The organism is Acinetobacter pollinis, assembly GCF_015627175.1.
GTDB classification, from domain to species: Bacteria; Pseudomonadota; Gammaproteobacteria; order Pseudomonadales; family Moraxellaceae; genus Acinetobacter; species Acinetobacter pollinis.
This window is the reverse complement of sequence record NZ_VTDQ01000004.1, coordinates 70,978-91,027: the sequence shown is the minus strand read 5'-3', so window position 1 is coordinate 91,027 and position 20,050 is coordinate 70,978. Positions and strand designations below refer to the sequence as shown.

At 36.0% G+C, this 20,050-nt stretch carries 24 protein-coding genes; 7 read left to right on the top strand and 17 right to left on the bottom strand.

Annotated features, from left to right (window positions below; genetic code table 11):
* Positions 1 to 45 precede the first annotated feature (45 nt).
* From I2F23_RS03100 to I2F23_RS03060, 9 genes are all read right to left on the bottom strand, one after another.
* Positions 46 to 360: an RnfH family protein gene (locus I2F23_RS03100; protein WP_195771107.1), complete on the bottom strand. Its 315-nt coding sequence runs from the start codon at positions 358 to 360 to the stop codon at positions 46 to 48.
* Entirely contained in the window at positions 361 to 1,443 is a 1,083-nt protein-coding gene (locus I2F23_RS03095; protein ID WP_195771175.1) for a hypothetical protein, read from the bottom strand.
* Positions 1,444 to 1,562: 119 nt separating this feature from the next.
* Positions 1,563 to 2,018: a bacteriohemerythrin gene (locus tag I2F23_RS03090; protein WP_195771106.1), complete on the bottom strand. Its 456-nt coding sequence runs from the start codon at positions 2,016 to 2,018 to the stop codon at positions 1,563 to 1,565.
* Between the two features lie 191 nt (positions 2,019 to 2,209).
* Entirely contained in the window at positions 2,210 to 3,058 is an 849-nt protein-coding gene (locus tag I2F23_RS03085) for a class II glutamine amidotransferase (protein WP_195771105.1), read from the bottom strand.
* Between the two features lie 194 nt (positions 3,059 to 3,252).
* Positions 3,253 to 4,152, bottom strand: a complete 900-nt coding sequence (gene argB / locus I2F23_RS03080) for an acetylglutamate kinase (protein WP_195771104.1) — start codon at positions 4,150 to 4,152, stop codon at positions 3,253 to 3,255.
* Positions 4,153 to 4,191: 39 nt separating this feature from the next.
* Positions 4,192 to 5,634 (bottom strand): phosphomannomutase/phosphoglucomutase, encoded by a 1,443-nt coding sequence (locus I2F23_RS03075; protein WP_195771103.1) that lies wholly within the window; start codon positions 5,632 to 5,634, stop codon positions 4,192 to 4,194.
* A gap of 133 nt (positions 5,635 to 5,767) precedes the next feature.
* Positions 5,768 to 6,220 (bottom strand): dUTP diphosphatase, encoded by a 453-nt coding sequence (gene dut, locus I2F23_RS03070; protein WP_195771102.1) that lies wholly within the window; start codon positions 6,218 to 6,220, stop codon positions 5,768 to 5,770.
* A gap of 18 nt (positions 6,221 to 6,238) precedes the next feature.
* Complete coding sequence (locus I2F23_RS03065; protein WP_195771101.1) at positions 6,239 to 8,284, bottom strand: UvrD-helicase domain-containing protein; 2,046 nt, start codon at positions 8,282 to 8,284, stop codon at positions 6,239 to 6,241.
* 156 nt (positions 8,285 to 8,440) lie between these two features.
* The gene (locus I2F23_RS03060) at positions 8,441 to 9,103 is read right to left on the bottom strand and encodes an OmpA family protein (RefSeq protein ID WP_195771100.1); all 663 of its coding nucleotides are present in this window, start codon (positions 9,101 to 9,103) and stop codon (positions 8,441 to 8,443) included.
* 242 nt (positions 9,104 to 9,345) lie between these two features.
* On the opposite strand from I2F23_RS03060, the gene I2F23_RS03055 reads away from it, so the two are divergent.
* The 6 genes from I2F23_RS03055 (at position 9,346) to I2F23_RS03030 (ending at position 13,641) form a co-directional block, all read left to right on the top strand.
* On the top strand, positions 9,346 to 10,272 hold the full coding sequence (locus I2F23_RS03055) for an acyltransferase (protein ID WP_195771099.1): 927 nt from the start codon (positions 9,346 to 9,348) through the stop codon (positions 10,270 to 10,272).
* A gap of 19 nt (positions 10,273 to 10,291) precedes the next feature.
* Positions 10,292 to 11,338: a preprotein translocase subunit SecA gene (locus tag I2F23_RS03050; protein ID WP_195771098.1), complete on the top strand. Its 1,047-nt coding sequence runs from the start codon at positions 10,292 to 10,294 to the stop codon at positions 11,336 to 11,338.
* 54 nt (positions 11,339 to 11,392) lie between these two features.
* Entirely contained in the window at positions 11,393 to 12,106 is a 714-nt protein-coding gene (minC, locus tag I2F23_RS03045) for a septum site-determining protein MinC (RefSeq protein WP_195771097.1), read from the top strand.
* A 78-nt stretch (positions 12,107 to 12,184) separates the two neighbouring features.
* Positions 12,185 to 12,997, top strand: a complete 813-nt coding sequence (gene minD / locus I2F23_RS03040; RefSeq protein ID WP_195771096.1) for a septum site-determining protein MinD — start codon at positions 12,185 to 12,187, stop codon at positions 12,995 to 12,997.
* 2 nt (positions 12,998 to 12,999) lie between these two features.
* On the top strand, positions 13,000 to 13,272 hold the full coding sequence (minE, locus tag I2F23_RS03035) for a cell division topological specificity factor MinE (RefSeq protein ID WP_195771095.1): 273 nt from the start codon (positions 13,000 to 13,002) through the stop codon (positions 13,270 to 13,272).
* Between the two features lie 81 nt (positions 13,273 to 13,353).
* Entirely contained in the window at positions 13,354 to 13,641 is a 288-nt protein-coding gene (locus I2F23_RS03030; protein WP_195771094.1) for a PA4642 family protein, read from the top strand.
* A 43-nt stretch (positions 13,642 to 13,684) separates the two neighbouring features.
* On the opposite strand, the gene I2F23_RS03025 is transcribed toward I2F23_RS03030, so the two are convergent.
* From I2F23_RS03025 to tnpA, 8 genes are all read right to left on the bottom strand, one after another.
* Complete coding sequence (locus tag I2F23_RS03025; RefSeq protein WP_195771093.1) at positions 13,685 to 14,293, bottom strand: hypothetical protein; 609 nt, start codon at positions 14,291 to 14,293, stop codon at positions 13,685 to 13,687.
* 10 nt (positions 14,294 to 14,303) lie between these two features.
* A complete protein-coding gene (locus tag I2F23_RS03020; RefSeq protein WP_195771092.1) occupies positions 14,304 to 14,810 on the bottom strand; it encodes a hypothetical protein in 507 nt (168 codons plus the stop codon).
* Positions 14,811 to 14,953: 143 nt separating this feature from the next.
* Positions 14,954 to 15,562: a hypothetical protein gene (locus I2F23_RS03015; RefSeq protein WP_195771091.1), complete on the bottom strand. Its 609-nt coding sequence runs from the start codon at positions 15,560 to 15,562 to the stop codon at positions 14,954 to 14,956.
* A gap of 11 nt (positions 15,563 to 15,573) precedes the next feature.
* Positions 15,574 to 16,074 (bottom strand): hypothetical protein, encoded by a 501-nt coding sequence (locus I2F23_RS03010; protein ID WP_195771090.1) that lies wholly within the window; start codon positions 16,072 to 16,074, stop codon positions 15,574 to 15,576.
* 678 nt (positions 16,075 to 16,752) lie between these two features.
* A complete protein-coding gene (locus I2F23_RS03005; protein ID WP_195771089.1) occupies positions 16,753 to 17,130 on the bottom strand; it encodes a hypothetical protein in 378 nt (125 codons plus the stop codon).
* A 103-nt stretch (positions 17,131 to 17,233) separates the two neighbouring features.
* The gene (locus I2F23_RS03000; RefSeq protein ID WP_195771088.1) at positions 17,234 to 17,479 is read right to left on the bottom strand and encodes a DUF4124 domain-containing protein; all 246 of its coding nucleotides are present in this window, start codon (positions 17,477 to 17,479) and stop codon (positions 17,234 to 17,236) included.
* Positions 17,480 to 17,500: 21 nt separating this feature from the next.
* Positions 17,501 to 18,286 (bottom strand): chymotrypsin family serine protease, encoded by a 786-nt coding sequence (locus tag I2F23_RS02995; protein ID WP_195771087.1) that lies wholly within the window; start codon positions 18,284 to 18,286, stop codon positions 17,501 to 17,503.
* Between the two features lie 265 nt (positions 18,287 to 18,551).
* On the bottom strand, positions 18,552 to 18,959 hold the full coding sequence (gene tnpA / locus I2F23_RS02990; RefSeq protein WP_195771086.1) for an IS200/IS605 family transposase: 408 nt from the start codon (positions 18,957 to 18,959) through the stop codon (positions 18,552 to 18,554).
* 20 nt (positions 18,960 to 18,979) lie between these two features.
* Between tnpA and I2F23_RS02985 the strand changes: the two genes are divergently transcribed.
* Positions 18,980 to 20,044, top strand: a complete 1,065-nt coding sequence (locus I2F23_RS02985; RefSeq protein ID WP_195771085.1) for an RNA-guided endonuclease InsQ/TnpB family protein — start codon at positions 18,980 to 18,982, stop codon at positions 20,042 to 20,044.
* Positions 20,045 to 20,050 lie beyond the last annotated feature (6 nt).

The window sequence follows — 20,050 nt, the reverse complement described above, 5'->3', positions numbered from 1 at the left end:
ATTACAGTCAAAGAAAAACCCCAATTCATGGGGTTTTTCTTTCGTTCAAGATAATTGCTTAAACCGATTACCCTTCGTAATACATCCTACGGGATTTTTTGCAGCACGATTACGGCGTATATCTTTTGGATTTATCTTTAAAGGTCTATAAATCTCTATTCTGTCACCGCGATGAACATATCGATCTAAATCAGAAATTTGTTGACCAAAGATACCCACATGCAAGGGATCTGGTAAAGTGACTTGGTCTAATAAACCGCTTTGTGAAATGGCTTGCTGTATGGTCATGCCTTCTTGGAAATCTAATTGCAGATGAAATTGCTTCGACTCCCCTGCATAGACAACCCAAATATAATCCATTTAAAATCTACCTAAAACAACACCTACAATTGCCAATATAATGGACAATGGCGCAATCACTCGTATAGCAATACGCCACACGTTATAAACCATTTCATTGCTAAAGTTTAATGCTTTTCGTAAATGGCTAATTTTCATAATCCAGCCCACGAAAATAGCATAAATTAAACAAGTGACTAAGCCCCACAGCATCATCACCATATTAAGTACAGGCAATGCAACTGTCATAGTCCATATACACAATGGGGCAAGCAAAATAGCATATTGCACAATAATGGAAACTTGGCGCTCTTGTAACTGCTGTTTAGCAAACTGTAAAAGTAATGCAGCACCAAAGACCATAGTTGTTAATAAAGTTAATTCAGATATTTCAGTTTGAGCTGAGAAAAATCCGAATACAACAACTGCTAATATCTGTGCTACCCAAACAGGTAAAACTAAAGGTGTTGTATTTTCTGTTACTTTTGCAGCCTGAGCATTGAACTGGGCATAAACACCCAATCCTAGTCCACTTGCAACCAATGTAAGTAATACAGCACTTCCCCATTCACTCAGTGTCACTGGTGTCATGTGCCATGCAGTCAATGGTGTACCAAACATTTTACCCATGACTATAGCTGCAACGACAGCAATTGCACTTAGAATAATAAGAATTTGACGTGGCAAGAATGAAAGTACAAAAGCAATGCCTGCAAGAATTAGAAATGAAATACTTTCAGACCAAGAAAAATGCAAAAGGGACAATCCTATATGCGCTGTATTTGCAATCATTCCTCCTGCAAGAAAAGGCATAAATATTACAGATAACCAACCTACAATTCGCCATTGCATCGAAGCATCTGCTTCTCTGGTTAAACTCATAAGTGCATTTAAAGCTGTTGTTTTTGCGCGTTTTATGAGTGCAAATTCTCCATACGCAAAAGGCAATGCGAGAATAAATACAGTAATTAGCCACAATGCCCAGAAATCTAATTGTCTATCTAACGATAGTCCAACCATCGGTGCAAACGTACTAATTAGCATAAATGACAAACAGAACGCCATAAGTGGCGATAACCATCGAGACATAGGTCTATCCTGTATCCGAAGCTTTATAAAAATGATGGGTTATTTTGCCTTTCTCAGCGCTGAAAATCAAAGATTACCGAAGATTAAATTTTAAAAATCACAAGAGAAATTGTGCTCTTGTGATTTTAAATAGATTATGCAAAAAAGCGAGCAAACCATCCTTTTCCTTTTTTTCTTTCTTTTTCTTTAATAATGCCTTTCATATTTTCTTTAACGGCATCTACATAATCTGCGTCATCATGCTTAATATGATTAATTAACCACTTGGTTAAAGCTTGATATAAATCTTCTTCGATATTCTCGCCTTTTAAAAATAACTCACGATAATTCTCAATTTTTTTTATAAATAAATCATGGACTTTTTTATGAGGGATACAGAAACTATATCCTGCTTCTTCTTGTAAACTTTCCTCAAAAGTAAAATGTGATTGTGTATAATCGATAATATTATCTAAAATTTCTTTTATTTTTTCACGGTCGTGAGTAAAACACACTTCGTCTAAATCATTAATATAATCTAAAATACGTTTGTGCTGTTCATCAATGACCTCAATTCCAGTTTCAAAATCTTTATTCCAAAATACTTTCATTTTACACCTATTATCTTTCCCCTCATATTATATAAATATGATATACAACTATTTCTTATTGAAAAATAAGGAAAAATTCCGAGCATTTTAAACGGAATTAATAAGTGATTGAATTTTCTATTAATGTGAAAATAACCAATTAAAAGAATCAAGTATTTTATGTACAAATGTATTATTTATTAAACCAATTGTTAATACACATCTGCCTTTGTAACACGACGTAAACTCGGATCTAAAGCTTCTCGTAATAATCGCTCAATATGTGTTTTGGCTTGTTTAATCAGATGCCCTTCTCTAAACAGCATTAATTGACCAGGTTGAAAAGCTTTCCAGTCTTCATTATGTGTGAGTGGTTCAGTTGTAATCACTGCAACACGATCTTCAGGAGAAGTAACTTCTCTAAAATCAATTTCTACATCTAGATCAATTAAATGTGCAGGTCTAAATGGATATGAGCGAGAAACCCAATGTAATTTAGTCACCGCATAACTAAAGAGCGCCTGACCATTTGATAAGCAAAAATTGAACGTACCATACTCAGCAATTTCAGGTGATATTTCTTCTAAAACCTCAAACACATCTTCTAAACTCGGCTCATGATATCCGAATCGTTCAACTAGATGGTCAAGCAAATAGCAAAATGCGTATTCACTGTCTGTATTCCCTACAGGAACAAAACGTCCACTTAGTCTTGGTTTAAAACCATGTAAATCGCCATTATGTGCAAAAACCCACTGTCTACCCCATAATTCACGAACAAATGGATGAGCATTTTCTAAGGTAATTTTTCCTTGAGTTGCTTTTCGAATATGAGCAATCACATTACGCGATTTAATTGGATAATTACGGATTAACTCAGCAATTGGAGATTCAATTGCTGATTTATTATCGATAAAAAGTCGGCATGTTTTATCTTCAAAAAATGCTATTCCAAAGCCATCACAGTGGTCTGATGTCACACCTGCACGCTGAGAAAACCCTCTAAATGAGAAGGTAATATCTGTTGGTGTCGCACAATTCATTCCAAGTAACTGGCACATAGCAAAATCTTTTCGTAACTATTTCATTAAAATTAAAAGTTACAATATGACAGCATAGATGTAAAAGTGTTTTTTGATAGATAGTTATTCAAATAATGAATATAGAATTAGATCTTATGTTTATTTAAAGATAAAGTAACGTGATATGAGTCACAAACCCACCTTAGGTAATAAGGCGGGTACAGAAAATATAATTATTTTGTGGCTTTATTTGATATTAATGTACCCACACCATGGTCGGTAAACACCTCAAGTAATGTTGCATGAGGCACACGTCCATCAACAATATGTGCACTAATAACCCCACCCTTTACTGCATCTAAAGCACAACCTACTTTAGGAATCATGCCACCGTAGATCACACCTGTTTCAATTAAACGATCAACTTCTTTTGTCGAAAGACCCGTAAGTAAGTTTTTATTCTCGTCTAAGACACCTGTAATATTGGTAAGTAAAATTAGTTTTTCCGCGCTAAGCGCTTCTGCGACTTTGCCTGCAACAAGGTCGGCATTAATATTATAAGTGTCACCGTGCTCATCTACACCTAAAGGTGCAATTACAGGAATAAAGTCACTTTGTGTAAACATCTCTAATACGTCAGTTTTTACACCTGCAACCTCTCCAACCATACCTAAATCAATTTTAGTGGTTGTACCATCTTCGTTTTGCTTATCCATCAAAAGTTTCTTTGCATGAATAAGATTTGCATCTTTACCTGTTAAACCAATTGCACGACCACCATGTTTATTAATTAAATTTACAATCGATTTATTAACACTACCGCCTAATACCATTTCAACCACTTCCATGGTTTCTTTGTCAGTAACACGCATACCATCTATACGATCAGAAACTTGTCCTAAACGCTTTAGTAATGCATCAACTTGAGGGCCACCACCATGTACCACGACTGGATTAAGTCCAACAGTTTTGAGTAAAACAATGTCTCTTGCAAATGAGCTTTCTAACTCAGGATCTGTCATGGCATTACCACCATATTTCACAACCAGTGTCTTTCCTGCAAAGCGCTGAATATACGGTAAAGCTTCCGTTAATACATGAGCTTTGTCTAAACCAGTGTGTTGATGTGCCATACACTTTTCCTTCTTTTCAATAACAATAATGAGTGCGTATTAAGATAATACAATTTGTGTAATCGAATCAGCAACTTCAGGATATTTTTCCGATAAAATAACAGCAAATTGATTACGAATTTGAATAAATGCATCAAGGCTTTGTGCATCAAACCTTACTGTTAAATACTCTCCTGTATTCGATGCTCTTAAAATACCTGAGCCATAAGGAAAATCGACACGTACACCATCTACACGCGTTATCTTTACAGGCATATCTTGAATATTTTGATCAAAGTAATGCAAAATTTCTGATGCTTTATAATGAATAGTATGAATGTAAGTATCTTCCGAAAAATATCGCTCAGGATAATCTAAAAACAGTTGTGAAAAAGTATAACAAGAAGTTTTTGTAAAATATTCAATCGCACGTAAAGCAGCATATATGCCATCGTCGTAACCTAAACCACGGCCATCATTAAATACATAATGCCCTGCATACTCACCACCAAAAATTGCTTTGTGTTTAGATTGCATTAAATATTTACGTAAAAAGGTACTTCCTGTTCTTAACATCACAGGAATACCCTCTAGTTGTTGAACCGTGGTTGAAACTAAATTCGAACATTTCACATCAAACACAATTTCGTGATTGGGATGTGTTTCTAAGCAAATTTTTGCAAATAAACAGATGAGACGATCTGGACTAATTACTTGTGCATGTTCATCTAGAAGTACTAAGCGATCCCCGTCCCCATCTAATGCTATACCTAAATCAGCTTCGTTCTCTCGAATTGCATGCTTTAATAAACTTAAATTTGCCTCTTTAGAAGGATCAGGTGCATGCTCTGGAAAATGTCCATTGGCATCGCATCTTAAATCAATAACTTCACAACCGAGTTCATTTAAAACATATTTTGCGTACTTTCCAGCAGACCCATACAGTCCATCTAACGCAATTTTTAATGGTTGATTCAAAACTGTATCTTTAATCAAATAATCTACGTAAGGTTTTGAAATATGACCATAAATACAATGAGGCTCATTAGAAAGGTCTATATCAAACTTAACATTCTGATTTAAATAAGCCTCTGCTTGTTGGGAAATATGCTGAATATTTTCAGGAGATGGTGGTTCGTGACACCACAACCATTTTATACCGTTATCTTCTTTCGCATTATGACTTGCAGTAATCATGATTCCTGTACCTTCTGCATATTTTTTTGCCGAAAAGTACATTACAGGCGTAGAGCAACACCCCAAAGCAACCACCTCAATCTCATGATTTTTGAATATTTTTTCGATGATCTTGGCATACACAGGACTGCTTAGTCGAGCATCATAACCTACTACAATTTTATTTATTTTTGATTTTTTTAATTGGTCTAAAAAAGCATAAGCAATAGCAATAACAACATCTTGGGTTAAATCTGATAAATTTCCGCGTATATCATAGGCACGAAAAATATGTTTAGGAAACTGACTTGGGTTTAAATATGTCATTCAATTTAACTGTTATATGTATATGCTTAGCAAGAATTGTCTTCATTTCTCGTTTGTTTGTAAATACAGTTATAGATAGCATTTTGTACTTTTTAAGAGACCTTATGCGAGTTATCGCACAAGGTCATGTAAATTATTGCTTTCCTGTGTGACCAAAACCACCTACACCACGCTCAGTTGCAACAAATTCTTCTACTTGCTCAAATTCGGCTTGAACAACAGGAACAAGAACATATTGAGCCAGACGCTCACCTGGCTCTAAAGCAAATGCTTTTTCACTACGGTTCCATACCGAAACCATTAACTCACCCTGATAATCTGAGTCAATTAAACCTACTAAATTACCCAATACAATACCGTGCTTATGACCTAGTCCTGAACGAGGCAGAATTAAACCTGCAAAATTTGTATCTTGAATATAAATAGAAAGGCCTGTTTTCACTAAAACAGTTTGACCGGGTTCAATCGTAATGGTCTCATCCAAACATGCACGTAAATCAAGACCCGCCGAACCTGACGTTGCATAAGTTGGTAAAGGCCACTCTTGCCCTAAACGCTTATCTAAAACTTTAACTTGAACTTTCATATCGTTTCCTTTTACCAATTAATTTTTGTGCTTTAACATCGCACGTAAATTCTCTAAATAGACTTTTGCTTGTTCTTTTGGATCGACATGTGTTTGCGTTTTTTTCTTACGCCCCATCCAATCAATATCGTCTTGTGGCAATTCGTCTAAAAAGCGACTCGCTGTCATTTGTTTCATTTGACCACCTGCTTTACGTTGCTCGGCAAGTGTAAGTGTGAGGCCTTGGCGCGCGCGTGTAATTCCCACATACATCAAACGGCGCTCTTCCTCTATGGTATCGGCTGCAATAGAATTTTTGTGAGGTAAGAGTTCTTCCTCAAGTCCCATAATATAAACAAATGGAAACTCTAAACCTTTTGCTGCATGCAAAGTAAGAAGATTGACTTTATCTGTGTCCTCTTCTTCTTGTTGTTGCTCTAATAAATCCAACAGCACCATTTTACGAATCACACTTTCGATGTTCTTTTCATCAACATCTTCAGCACGATTAATTAAGCTTTGAATACTGGTATACAGCGTTTCAATATTGTCGAGTTTAGTTTTCTCTTGGGCAGGCGTTGCTGCTTGTTCGCGCACGTAGTCGATATACCCTGTTTCGGTAATCATTTGGCGAACAATAGGTACAGGATTATCGTCTTCCAAAAGTTCTCGCGTATAGTCCTGTAGGAATTGTGCAAACTCAAATAAATGTGAGCTAATTTTTTTAGATAAGACCATCGTTAAACGTTGATCACCTGCCGCAGCAAGTAGTGAAAGGTTATTTTCTTGTGCAAATAACCCTAGTTTTTCAAGCGTCACAGGCCCAATCGAACGCTTAGGTGTATTAATAATTCTTAAAAATGCACTGTCATCTTCAGGGTTAATAATTAAGCGCAAATAACTCATGATGTCTTTAATTTCGCTACGTGCAAAGAAAGATGTTCCACCTGAAAGCTTATAAGGAATCTGCATTTGGCGAAGCTGTGTTTCAAGTACACGCGCTTGAAAATTTCCGCGGTAAAGTACTGCATAATCTTTCCAGTTCTTACCATTCATGAGCTTATGTGTCATCAGATCTTTGACAACACGTTCAGCCTCATCATCATCATTACGACATGTAATAATACGAATCGCTTCTCCGTGCCCTTTATCACTCCATAATTTCTTCTCAAAAATATGCGGATTATTACCAATAACATGGTTGGCTGCTTTAAGAATACGACTGGTAGAGCGATAGTTTTGCTCAAGCTTAATCACTTTTAAATTTGGAAAATCATCTTTAAGAAGTGCCATATTTTCAGGTTTTGCACCACGCCATGCATAAATAGATTGGTCATCATCTCCTACAGCAGTGAACTGTCCCATCACACCTACAAGTAACTTCACCAATATGTATTGTGCAGTATTGGTATCTTGATACTCATCGACCAATAAATAGCGTATACGATTTTGCCACTTGTCTCGCACTTCTGCATTTTCTTGTAAAAGTCGAGTCGGCAAAACAATTAAATCATCAAAATCAACTGCGTTATATGCTCTTAAATTACGCTCATACAGCTGATACAAATGCGCAAATCGAACATCTTCTTCAGTTTCACATGTACTATGAGCCTGCTCAGGCAAAATAAGGTCATTCTTCCAATCGGAAATCTTTTTCATGACCTTTGCAATCAGTTCACGACTCTCCGCTCCAGATAAATTATCTTGATGCATTAAATCCATGAGTACACGTTTACAATCATCTGCATCTAAAATCGAAAAATTACCTTTTAAGGGTAAATGCTTCAATTCTAAACGCAATAAATTTAAGCCAAATGTATGAAAGGTAGAAACTGATAATCCTTTTGCTTCTTCACGACTGAGCAATGCAGTAACACGCTCTTTCATTTCACGTGCCGCTTTATTTGTAAATGTCATTGCTGTAATACGATGAGCAGGAATACGACAGTTTTGAACCAAATGTGCAATTTTTCTTGTAATCACCGATGTTTTACCAGAACCAGCGCCAGCAAGTACTAACAATGGCCCCTGCGTATACTTCATGGCCTCTTGTTGCTTGTCATTTAATTGGCTTGCCGATGACATAGTTCTTCCTCTCGATGATTAGAGGGTGATTATAACGATGTCATCTTCATATTCCTAACCTCCTTTTGGGTGTTTGACCAAAATATCGCTTGCTTCTATACAATCCTAAAAATAAAAAAAGCCACTCAGGGTGGCTTTTTTTATTTTCTAAATACTTTATTTAGATTCATAAATACTAATTTCTACACGGCGGTTTTGCTCACGACCAGATGGCGTAGCATTAGAAGCGATTGGATTCGCTGCACCATGACCTTGTGCATTAATTTTGTTGCTTGAAACGCCTTGAGCAACTAAATAATTTGCAACAGCCTGAGCACGTGCTTGAGACAATGGCATGTTAATACTGTCATTACCTGTATTGTCTGTATAACCAGTCACTAAAATTGCACTCTTATTGTCTTCAGTTAAGGTTTGCGCAACCTTATTTAAAGTTGTATAGAAGTTCGATTTGATTGTTGACTGATTCGTATCGAATGTAATGTTACCTGGCATAACAAGGCCAACTGAACCATCTGAATTACGATTTACTTCAACACCTGTACCAGCCATTTGCTGACGTAAGCGTTGTTCTTTTTTATCTAAATAAAGACCACTTGCTGCCCCAACCAATGCACCAATTGCTAAAGCACGGTTATTTTGTGCAGATGAGTTTGCGTTTGAACGAGAAATACCATAACCCGCTGCTGCACCAATTAGTGAGCCAATCGCAGTTTTGTTGTATTGGCTCAAGCCACTTCCGCTACCTGTTCCGTTGTCCATAGATTGACAACCAGAAAGTGTTAATGCCCCAACTAGGCCTGTAATAACGAGTGCACGCATTGTGTAGACTCCCTTTGTTATGTTTATGTCTTGTATAAGATTATGGAAGATTCATCCAATGATTCACATGTATTTTTTGTTAAAAAAATCAATTCTATTAACAATTAGGAAACACCTTTTAAAAATAAATATCTTCTTTCACGAAAAAAAATATGATTGATATTCTAGCTTCTTAAGTTTTTTCGTCTAAAATTATACAATTCAGATTATTATCTTGTTTAAAGCAGATTTTAGGATACTCCATGTCATCAACACAGAAAAAATCAAGTGTATTTAAAAAAATTACACGTGGGCTTACCGTTGGCTCTGTTATTACCGGTAATACATTAATTCATGGATCTCCTATTTTAGCTTTAGGTTTAACCAAACTATTTAAACAATCAAAAAAAGTTGATGAAACTAACGTTCAAATTACAAACAATTGGCTTACTGTCAATAACTGGCTCATCGACAATGTATTGTCAGAAACTCAATGGGATATACGAATCGACCCATCGCTAGATTTGCGCTTAGATGGTAGATACATCATGACCTCTAACCATCAAAGCTGGGTAGATACGACAGTCAACCAATATTTTGGTCGTACACGTATGCCACTCACTCGATTTTTTACAAAATGGGAACTCATCTTTATTCCTTTTGTTGGCCAAGCATTTAAAATTCTCGGCTTCCCAATGATGAAACGCCATACAAAATCACAGATCGCTAAGAACCCTGAGTTAAAACATCGTGACATGATGGAAGCTAGAAAGTCATGTGAGCAACTTCTAAGCCAACCATTTACTCTATTAAACTATGTAGAAGGAACACGCCTCACTCCTGAAAAGCATAAACAACAAAAATCACCTTATGCACATTTACTTAAACCCAAAGCAGGTGGTTTAGCACTTGCTTTAAATATCTTAGGAAATAAAATTGATGCATTGGTCGATATGACTATTGTTTATCCAGATGGTGTACCGGGCTATGGTGAATTCTGGCTTGGTGAAGTACCGCGAATTGTTGTACATATGCGTAAAATTGAAATTCCAGATTGGATATTGGCTGGAAATTATGAGGAAGATCGTGAATTTCGTGCAAAATTCTATCAGTGGTTAAGTAAATGCTGGAAAGAAAAAGATGAGCTTATTGATGAAATTAAAAAAGAGTATCAAAATTCTGCCGACTGATTCATTGAGCTAAGATCGCATGCCCAAAGCATCTAAAAATAAGTTTCATCGCATAGACCATAATTCCCTGACATGGAAAGCTTATTTGGTCTATGACATTTTTATGATGTTAATCATCATATTTAATTTATTTTGTATTACAAGCGATGCCATTCTTATGAGTAATTTTGCACATTGGTTTGCAAAACTCATTCATCTGCCAGAATGGTTATCGCATTATCAAATACATATTCATCCTTGGGTAGAACGTACAGATGGATGGTTTATTTGCTTTTTAGTGATCGAACTTCTGATTCGATGGGGTATTGCAATCTTAAATCGACATCATCAAAAGTGGTTCTTCTTTCCATTTATACATTGGTATGAAGTCCTTGCGATTTTTCCTCAACTTCGATTCTTAAGATTATTACGCGCAGGCCTTATTGCTTATAGACTCCATGAAATTGGTTATCAAGTCATTCCGAAATCTTGGCAAGACTCTGGACGTTTTTATTACAGTGTCGTGATGGAAGAGCTTTCAGATCGCGTAGTTATTACCCTACTGGATGGCGTTAAACAAGAACTCGATACCAGTTCCACACATAAAGCAATTATTCATGACATGGTTGATCGCCATAGAACACTATTTGCTGAAGCTTTTGCAGAAATTCTTCAAGATACCCTCGCCAAAACATTAGAAGAACAACGCATTGCTATTTCAAAAAATATGGGGGAAATTATTGAAAATGCAATTACAGAAACCCCTGAAATACATCATTTATTGCGCCTTTTTCCAATAGTCGGTGGTCGTATAGAAGACCAACTTAAAACCATTGCCAGAAAACTAACTGAAAACATGACACAAGGTATTATTTCTCCACTGACCGAAGGAAATCGCCATCAACCCAACGAGACCTATCGTTTAATTGCCAATAAACTTAGTGAAGTTAATATTCATAATAGATCTTTGGAACAATTGGTTGAATCTGTGGTCTATGACAGTTTAAAATCTATACGCAAACAAGTGAAAGTAAAACAATGGCAACAAGTTTTACAAATGAAAGATCAACAAGATAATGACATTTAAATTTTAAACAACATATGTACTTTATTAAACTTTTTAACTTATTTGAGATCAATTATGGCTGATATACGCATTACCGGCAGGATGGTTAATTTTTCAAGATTAACCTTCGATACGAATAATCATGATGCTATTCGCCAACAACTTACCCAAATGCTTGATGATACATCATCTCATGGTGCTTCTATCATTATTGATAGTACAGTGGAACAAGAGCTCATTGAGCTCATTCAACTTTTACTCAGCTTAGATTTACAGCCTATGGCGGTCATTGATGGACTACTTACTGATCAAGCACGTAGTATTCAGTTTCCTGTTTTACCTGCAGATCGACCATTACAACGTATAAAACCAACTACAGAGCAAATCCTTGAGCAAACGACTGAAAATGATCAAGATTCAGCCAATAATACACAAAAAACAAACGCGACTGCACATATAACTTCTTATCATAATGACATGCTACGTACAGGTCAGTGTTTAATCCAAGAAAATGGAGACGTTATTCTCAACGCAAGTATGAACAGCGGCTCAGAAATCATTTCAAGTGGAAATGTTCATATCTATGGTTCAGCACAAGGTCGTATTATTGCAGGTGCAAGTGGAAACCCTTCTGCCCGTATATTTTGTTATAAGTTAAATGCAGAACTTATTTCCATTGCAGGAACCTATTGTGTAGCAGATGATATTCCATCACATGTACAGAAAAAGGCTGTTCATATTTACTTAAATGAACATCAAGAACTTGTATTTGAAGCATTGGATATTTAGGGTATAACTTACCTATTAATTAAATTTTAGAATACGCGTTGTCGCGTAAAACACAGTGACATAACAGGAGTGGATTAGGTGGCCAAAATTGTTGTCGTAACATCAGGCAAAGGCGGTGTGGGAAAAACCACAACGAGCGCATCATTTGCAACAGGTCTAGCCTTACGTGGCCACAAAACCGTAGTTGTCGATTTTGACGTTGGTCTACGTAATTTAGACCTTATTATGGGTTGTGAACGTCGTGTCGTATATGACTTTGTAAATGTCATTAATAATGAGGCTCGCTTACCACAAGCGCTTATCCGCGATAAAGATATTGAAAATCTTTATATTCTTCCTGCATCACAAACAAGAGACAAAGACGCACTTTCAGATGAGGGTGTTGCACGTGTCATTGAAGAGCTTTCTCAAGAGTTTGACTATATTATTTGTGACTCACCAGCAGGTATTGAGCGCGGTGCAATTTTAGCAATGTACCATGCTGACGAAGCGATTATTGTCACAAACCCTGAAATCTCATCAGTTCGAGATTCTGATCGAATTATTGGAATGCTTGACAGTAAGACCAAAAAAATTGAGCAAAACGAAGGACGTATTCGTAAACACTTATGTATTACACGTTTCAACCCTGAACGTGCAGACCGTCAAGAAATGTTAACTATCGATGATATTTCCAAAGATATTTTACGTGTTCCAACTTTAGGCGTTATTCCTGAATGTACGAGTGTTTTACAGGCCTCTAACGAAGGAAAACCAGTTATCCTATACACAGAGACACAATCTGGCCAAGCATATGATGATCTTGTTGCACGCTTCTTAGGAGAAGATCGCCCGTATCGTCATATTACATCAAAGCCTAAAGGCTGGTTGGCACGTTTATTTGGAGCATAACAATGGCAGGATTCTGGAGTAAAATATTCGGCAACGATGAGCGCCAGAGTAGCGCTCAGACGGCAAAAGATCGTTTAAAAGTTATTGTTGCTTCTGAGCAAGGTTTAGGCCGTCGTCTAAGCCAAGACAAAATAGATCAAATGAAAAAAGAAATCATGCAAGTGGTTAATCGGTATGTACGTGGCGTCGATGAGCAACACATACAGATGCAAGTTCGTTCTGAAGCAAATTTAGAAATGCTTGAAATGAATATCAATTTACCTGAAGATCGTTAATTTCAATACTGATTAGCTTATTACTAAATTTCAAGGCAAAATAACTCACGTTATTTTGCTTTTTTTATTTGAGGATAAGTCATGGCTGTCTCACAACCCGCAACGTTCAATGAAGAATGGTCAGACGAACGTGTATATGCTTACTTAAATCATCTACCTCCTGCAGGTGTAGATGCAGACTATCATGTACTTTATAATGCTTTTAAGCATATGCGTGCACATGACTTCGAAAGACTCATTCAGAAATTTATCGAAGATGGTCGTAACCTTCAGGCAACAAATCCAAAAGGTCAAAATATAGAAGAAGTCATTGCAGAGTTTCCAAAGCAAAGGACTCCTTTTTTAGAAATATTAAAAAAATACGCATAAAAAAAAGCCTCACGAATGAGGCTTTTTTTATTTAATATCTAATTTATCTATGGACATGATATGTAGCATATGTACGAACAGCAACATTAGTCTTCCATTGATCGGTAATTTTATTTGGGTCCCAACGGTACATACTATGTCTACTTGGTCTAGGACTCAAAACCCATTTACTAGAACCATTACACATAGCGCCAGTTTGTACATATGCACCTCTGTATACACCACGCATCCAACGACGAGTGACCACTTGAATAGGTTTTGCAAAATCACCAGGTCTAACACTTACTTCCCAATTATATGAAGTCGTTAGACTTTTATTTTTATTGTAACTACCCGTAATACTGCCAGGCATATATTTGCCAATTACAGGAATATTTTCTAGATTCAATGTACCACCTACAGCCCAACTATATTCAGTGGTATGTGTTTTATTAAATACGTATTTACAATTTTCAGGGCTCCGAGCAGGACACTGATATTCTGGACCACGCCATACCCAGTCATCCCATGTTCTGTAAGCAGTTTGATGTACTATTCGGTGAGAATTATCACCAAGCAACAACGGCTGATTGTGGGGATAATGGCACTCATCTGCAAAAAGTGGTGTAGAAATTAGTGTTAAAAGAGATACCGCAATATGTTTCATGTTCATGTGTTATCTCCTATAACCCAAATACATCATCAATCGTGTTAGATACATGCTCTGCTGTACTTGTGCTATCTGTTGCTGCAACTTTCGAACCATAAGCATTAGATGCAATTGGTGTTACATCATAACCACCAAGGCTATCAGCACTTTTCTTAATCATGATCGCTTCTGAGTTAATTGAGAATCCAGCAATTTTTTGTGCAACTGCTTGCGCTGTCCCCATACCTGCTTTCGCATCAATAATAATAGTGATGCCTTGCTCCAAATATTTCTGGATTTCAGTAATTTGAGCGGCTGAAAGAGCTGTCGAACTGTCAACAATGATGGTATTATAGCCTTGTGTACTCGACTTAAAGACTTGGTTTAATTTGTTAAAAACAAAACCAGTTTGTCCATTTACTGGATAAATTACTTTTTGTGCAGGTTTAGCATCATAATCAGTCACATCCTCCGCAAAAATCGTTACACCAAATGTAATAGAAAATAAAAATAAAAACTGACGAAAGAAAATTATAAACATGTTTCAATTCTAATAAATAAAGAAAAAATATAATATAAGTTGATAATTAAAAATAAAATGTGACTTATGTCACAATTTGTTATTAAATCTTTTAATTATAGGTATATAAAAAAGCCTCACGAATGAGGCTTCTTTTACTTTAACTATTTAAATACATGATAAGTAGCATACGAGTTAACAGCGACATTCGACTGCCAACTTGTACCTATACGATTAGCATCCCAACGATACATACTTGTTCTATCTGGTCTAGGGCTAATTGCCCATTTTGTGGAACCATTACACATACCACCTGTCTGTACATAAACGCCTTTATAAACACCACGCATCCAACGACGGGTTACCACCTGAATTGGTTGTGCTGAATAGCCAGGTTCTAAAGATACGTTCCAACCAAATGTTGTTGTCAAAGTTTTTGTCTTTGTAAACCCACCATTAATACTTCCAGGTAGATACTTACCAACAACCGGAAGTTCATCTAAATTTAATGTACCACCAATATTCCATGCGTAAGCAGTGGCTACAGCTTTACTCCACTGATAGTCACATCTTTGAACGCCTACTGATTGGCACTTGTATACCTGACCTCGCCAAATCCAGTCCTGCCAAGTGTTACGCGCTTGCTGCTGTATAATCTTTTGAGAGCCATCACCTAATACTAGAGGAGCATTATTAGGATATAGACATTCGTCTGCAAAGATTTGTGTCGATGTAATCGCTAAAAGAGATACCGCAATATGTTTAATTTTCATGTGTTATCTCCTTATAGACCAAATACATCATCTACAGTATTAGATACTTGGGTATCACTACCATCTGTAGATGCTTTTGAACCATATACGTTCGATGAAACAGGAGTTACGTCGTAACCACCACTACTGTCTGTACTTTTCTTAATCATAATTGCTTCTGCATTAACTGAAAAACCAGCAATTTTTTGCGCAACTGCCTGAGCTGTTCCCATGCCTGCTTTAGCATCAACAATTACTGTAATACCTTGATCTAGGTATTTTTGGATTTGTGAAACTTGATTACTCGAAAGTGGTACACTACTATCTACAATAATAGTGTTATAACCACTAGAACTGACTTTAAAAGCTTGGCTTAATTTATTGAAAACAAAGCCAGATTTCCCATTAACTGCATAAATAACTTTTTGCGCTGGTTTACCATCATAATCAACCATATCTTCTGCAAAAGCAGCTGTATTTCCTAAAATCATTGCGGAAACTAATACTAGAACCGCTTTATTCAATTTAAACAATTTTTTATACCCCGTACCGTCATAAAAGAAATTTTCAACAAATACCAGATTTTACGATAAAACTGAAATATCTAGTTTTCATCTTTCATCATCATATAAAACATTTACGTGATAATAATTATCATTTAATTCCATAAAGATTAAGAAAAAATTAAATTAAATTAAATTTTACCGTTATTATTTTTTTATTTAATTGTTAAACATTTCACAAAAAAACAAAAAAAAGATAATCTTTTACTTAACTTTCCATCTATGGGTCAATTTTTTAATGCCTAAACATAATATAAAAAAATAATTTATCTTATAAGAAAATTATTAAATAATTGTTAAATGACTATTTGTTTATATTAATTTTCACATATTATTAATTTGCATAATATTCCAAAAGAATAAAAATGCATTATTTTTGGTCAATTTTCTATAAAATTAGACATTATTTAAGATCTTGCATACTCATCACTTATTATAATGAAATCTCAGGCAGGAAGTTTTGCTGACACCATTAGATATGGTAAACATGTATGATTTCTATTTTTGTTATGGTTACAAGTATTTTTTATTTAAAATCAAACATATTTTAGAATATAAAAATTATTAAGTAACTTATCTAGCAGAAAATATAGATACTAATCACAAGAAAAAAGAGGAGGAATATGCCTCCCCTTTATAGTTATAACTTTAATTTGGACAATTTACTTCTATAGCCTTCGATATACTACCTAGCACTGGGTCTGTGATATAGAAACAATGATTTTTATTTAACGGTAAATGCTTTAAAGCTAGTGTCTGTACTGGTGAAGCATGTACATTGATATCTAACCATCCACGATCGCCGCCATCAGTATAATTCCAACGTAGTTGACTACCTGGTTTATGGTTTTGTTCCTGCCAATGGTAAACATGTCTACCGTTTCCAGCATATAGATCGGCATCAACCGACCATCTTTGTATAGATTGTTTTGATGAAGTTACAGAAATATAATGTGGTGTACCTGTTGCAAAAGCAATACTAGGTACAAAAGTAAAAAGTAAAACCGTCTTTAATATCTTGTTCATTTTTAATTACTCAGATTAATTGCATGTATTTAGATTTTTTTTAACTGAAAAATCAAACAGGTTTTAAGTTATTTTCCACCTCCATAAAAATTTAGTATTTATTTTAATTATTAAGATTGTAACGTTCATCATACTGCATATCCTGGCGATTGCTTTCAGTATAAGGGCTATTGAAAGTCTTAACAGTTCCTATACGTCGAATCTTCTTGTCTTGCATAGGAGGCTGTTCTGTATAATGTGTAGACCCATGACTGTCTACCCATTTATAAAAATCCTTTGCAAATGCACTATTAATGGCAGAAGATATAATGAAAAATACTAATGTCAGATTCCTAAAAAAAATAAACATACAAGCAATTTAACAACTTAATTAGTTAGATGGAGCTATTTCATAGCCAGGTTGTTCTTGGAAGAATTGTGCAATTGGCACATATGTCATTTTATTCGGATGCTCGCTCCAATGCATACCTTTAGTGGAAATAATTCCGTAGATTAAGCCCCGCGTACCAAAACTTGCTACTGGCCCTCCAGAATCACCACCTTCAACATTTCTACCGTAGGTTTCTGCAGACTTAGTAATTTGTGGGGTCACTGGATGCATCCATCCTGGAGGTGTCGGTACTTTACCCCATGTGCAATTAATGCCTGTTGTATGCCCACTAGTACAAAAGACTTCGTTAGTATTTGGTGCACCTGTACCACGTATGCTTAATGCAATACCTGTTGTTGATACAAATATCTTCCCTAAGGCCAATGGCTCATAAGTGGTCACAATAGAACATGTCAAACCTGTAGACGGGGCCGAACAATGTGTAAAGTTCCTCCTAGATGGCTCTATCCTAACAAGCCCAAGATCACTTCTTTCTGACCGCCATACAAACTTTCCAACGACTTGATTACCTACCTTAACATCATCATTTGTTCTACCACAATGACTTGCTGTAAGGACATATCTAACAGCCCTGCGGTATGGTGTCATATTTTCCCACATACCTGTTTTTTTAAGTACTAATCCTGCTGTACACTCACCTTGTGGAAATACTAGCTGTGTACCAGAAAGAATTGGTGTACGTGTACGAAATGACTCTACAGCAAAAACTGAAGAAGTACTTAATATTGCTACTAAGACCAGTGTACTTTTATAAACATTCAACATAAAAATTCCATCAACTTTTCGTTTTTAGAAATATAGTTGCTTTTTAAACAAGTACAATTGCATAAAAAAAATAGATTATTGTTGTATTGTTTTACATTTCAATTAATTATATATAATTAATCTATCCCTTACCAATCAGAAGAGTACAAAAATAAAAGGACTTATAAACATGGGAGATTTTTACCCATTTGAATTTCTAGCTTAAGCGAAACATAAACCTACAGTCTACTACTGCTTCTTGTATCAAATGAGATGAATTTAAGTTTTAGTGACACTCATACTTAATATATTTTTTCATAATATCAATAGGTACTCCTCCACAGGACGAAGCGAAATAGCTAGGCGACCATAAGGCATTTCCCCATAATTTGTTTCTAATTTCAGGGTGTTTCTTTCGTAAAATACGGCTAGATGTACCTTTTAAACTATTCACCAAACTAGAAATAGCAACTTTAGGTGGATAATTTACAAGTAAGTGAACATAGTCGTGTTCACCGTCAAACTCAACTAACTCTGCTTCAGAGTCTATACAGACACACTTAAAGACTTCTTGCATGGTTAAAAGTATTTCTTTTGAAAATACATCTCTACGATACTTAGCCACAAAGACTAAATGAACGTGCATGTTAAAAACACAGTGTCGACCTGTTCTAATCTCTTGACTATTACTCATAGACCAAATATATTCAAACAATGAAAACACTTAAATTACGCATAAAAGACAAACATTGCAAGGTGCTAGACCAATTGGCATCTGAGGTGAACTTTGTTTGGAACTATGTGAATAATTTGTGTTTTAAGCATCTCAAAAAAACAGGTCAATTCTTCTCAGCCTATGATGTTGCGAAATACACCAAAGGCACATCAAAAGAGTGTGGCTTGCATAGCCAAACTGTTCAAGCAGTGACAGAAGAACTCATCATAAGACGCAAACAGTTTAAGAAAGCCAAGCTGAATTGGCGTGTAAGTAATAAGAAATCTGCAAGACGTTCACTCGGTTGGATTCCATTCAAAAAAGTTGCTGTGAAGTACGCTGATGGCTATGTTCAATACGGTAAACATCAATTCAAACTATGGGATAGCTACGGACTTTCAAAATACAAAGTTAAGACAGGCTCATTCGTTGAAGATAGTCGTGGGCGTTGGTATGTGTGTTTGGTCGTAGATACACCAAAGATTGAGAAAACAGTATCAACCACAGCAATAGGCATTGATCTAGGGTTAAAAGACCTTGCTACATGCTCAGATGGTGTAAAACTCAAAGCCCCTAAAATATATCGTCAGTATGAACAAAAGCTTGGCATCGCCCAAAGAGCTAATAACAAAAAACGTGTCAAAGCGATTCATGCCAAGATTAAGAATATTAGACAGAATATGTTACATCAATTCACATACAAACTTGTGAATAGCCATGCAATGATCATTGTTGGCAATGTAAATGCCAAAGCATTGGCACAGACAAAATTAGCTAAGTCTGTACTCGATGCAAGTTGGACGACCTTAAGGACCATGCTCAAGTACAAATGCGAGAACGCAGGTGTATGGTTTGAGGAAGTCAATGAAATGTATACCACCCAAACGTGTTCGTGCTGTAGCTCACGGCTCAGTAGTCCGAAAGGTAGAACAGGTCTTGGAATAAGAGAATGGCAGTGCATGGAGTGTGGTACGCTCCATGATCGGGATGTAAACTCAGCACTGAATATTCTTGCGCTCGGACATGAGCGTCTCGCAGGAGAAATTCTCGCTTTTAGAAGCTAAAAGCTT

Coding starts and splice junctions, on each gene's coding strand:
- I2F23_RS02995 (WP_195771087.1), bottom strand. CDS start 18,286: ATGTTGAATGTTTATAAAAGTACACTGGTCTTAGTAGCAATATTAAGT.
- I2F23_RS03090 (WP_195771106.1), bottom strand. CDS start 2,018: ATGAAAGTATTTTGGAATAAAGATTTTGAAACTGGAATTGAGGTCATT.
- I2F23_RS03020 (WP_195771092.1), bottom strand. CDS start 14,810: ATGTTTATAATTTTCTTTCGTCAGTTTTTATTTTTATTTTCTATTACA.
- I2F23_RS03055 (WP_195771099.1), top strand. CDS start 9,346: ATGTCATCAACACAGAAAAAATCAAGTGTATTTAAAAAAATTACACGT.
- I2F23_RS03100 (WP_195771107.1), bottom strand. CDS start 360: ATGGATTATATTTGGGTTGTCTATGCAGGGGAGTCGAAGCAATTTCAT.
- dut (WP_195771102.1), bottom strand. CDS start 6,220: ATGAAAGTTCAAGTTAAAGTTTTAGATAAGCGTTTAGGGCAAGAGTGG.
- I2F23_RS03000 (WP_195771088.1), bottom strand. CDS start 17,479: ATGTTTATTTTTTTTAGGAATCTGACATTAGTATTTTTCATTATATCT.
- argB (WP_195771104.1), bottom strand. CDS start 4,152: ATGGCACATCAACACACTGGTTTAGACAAAGCTCATGTATTAACGGAA.
- I2F23_RS03085 (WP_195771105.1), bottom strand. CDS start 3,058: ATGTGCCAGTTACTTGGAATGAATTGTGCGACACCAACAGATATTACC.
- I2F23_RS03015 (WP_195771091.1), bottom strand. CDS start 15,562: ATGAAAATTAAACATATTGCGGTATCTCTTTTAGCGATTACATCGACA.
- I2F23_RS03050 (WP_195771098.1), top strand. CDS start 10,292: ATGCCCAAAGCATCTAAAAATAAGTTTCATCGCATAGACCATAATTCC.
- I2F23_RS03025 (WP_195771093.1), bottom strand. CDS start 14,293: ATGAACATGAAACATATTGCGGTATCTCTTTTAACACTAATTTCTACA.
- I2F23_RS03065 (WP_195771101.1), bottom strand. CDS start 8,284: ATGTCATCGGCAAGCCAATTAAATGACAAGCAACAAGAGGCCATGAAG.
- minE (WP_195771095.1), top strand. CDS start 13,000: ATGGCAGGATTCTGGAGTAAAATATTCGGCAACGATGAGCGCCAGAGT.
- minC (WP_195771097.1), top strand. CDS start 11,393: ATGGCTGATATACGCATTACCGGCAGGATGGTTAATTTTTCAAGATTA.
- I2F23_RS02985 (WP_195771085.1), top strand. CDS start 18,980: ATGAAAACACTTAAATTACGCATAAAAGACAAACATTGCAAGGTGCTA.
- I2F23_RS03030 (WP_195771094.1), top strand. CDS start 13,354: ATGGCTGTCTCACAACCCGCAACGTTCAATGAAGAATGGTCAGACGAA.
- I2F23_RS03005 (WP_195771089.1), bottom strand. CDS start 17,130: ATGAACAAGATATTAAAGACGGTTTTACTTTTTACTTTTGTACCTAGT.
- tnpA (WP_195771086.1), bottom strand. CDS start 18,959: ATGAGTAATAGTCAAGAGATTAGAACAGGTCGACACTGTGTTTTTAAC.
- I2F23_RS03060 (WP_195771100.1), bottom strand. CDS start 9,103: ATGCGTGCACTCGTTATTACAGGCCTAGTTGGGGCATTAACACTTTCT.
- I2F23_RS03075 (WP_195771103.1), bottom strand. CDS start 5,634: ATGACATATTTAAACCCAAGTCAGTTTCCTAAACATATTTTTCGTGCC.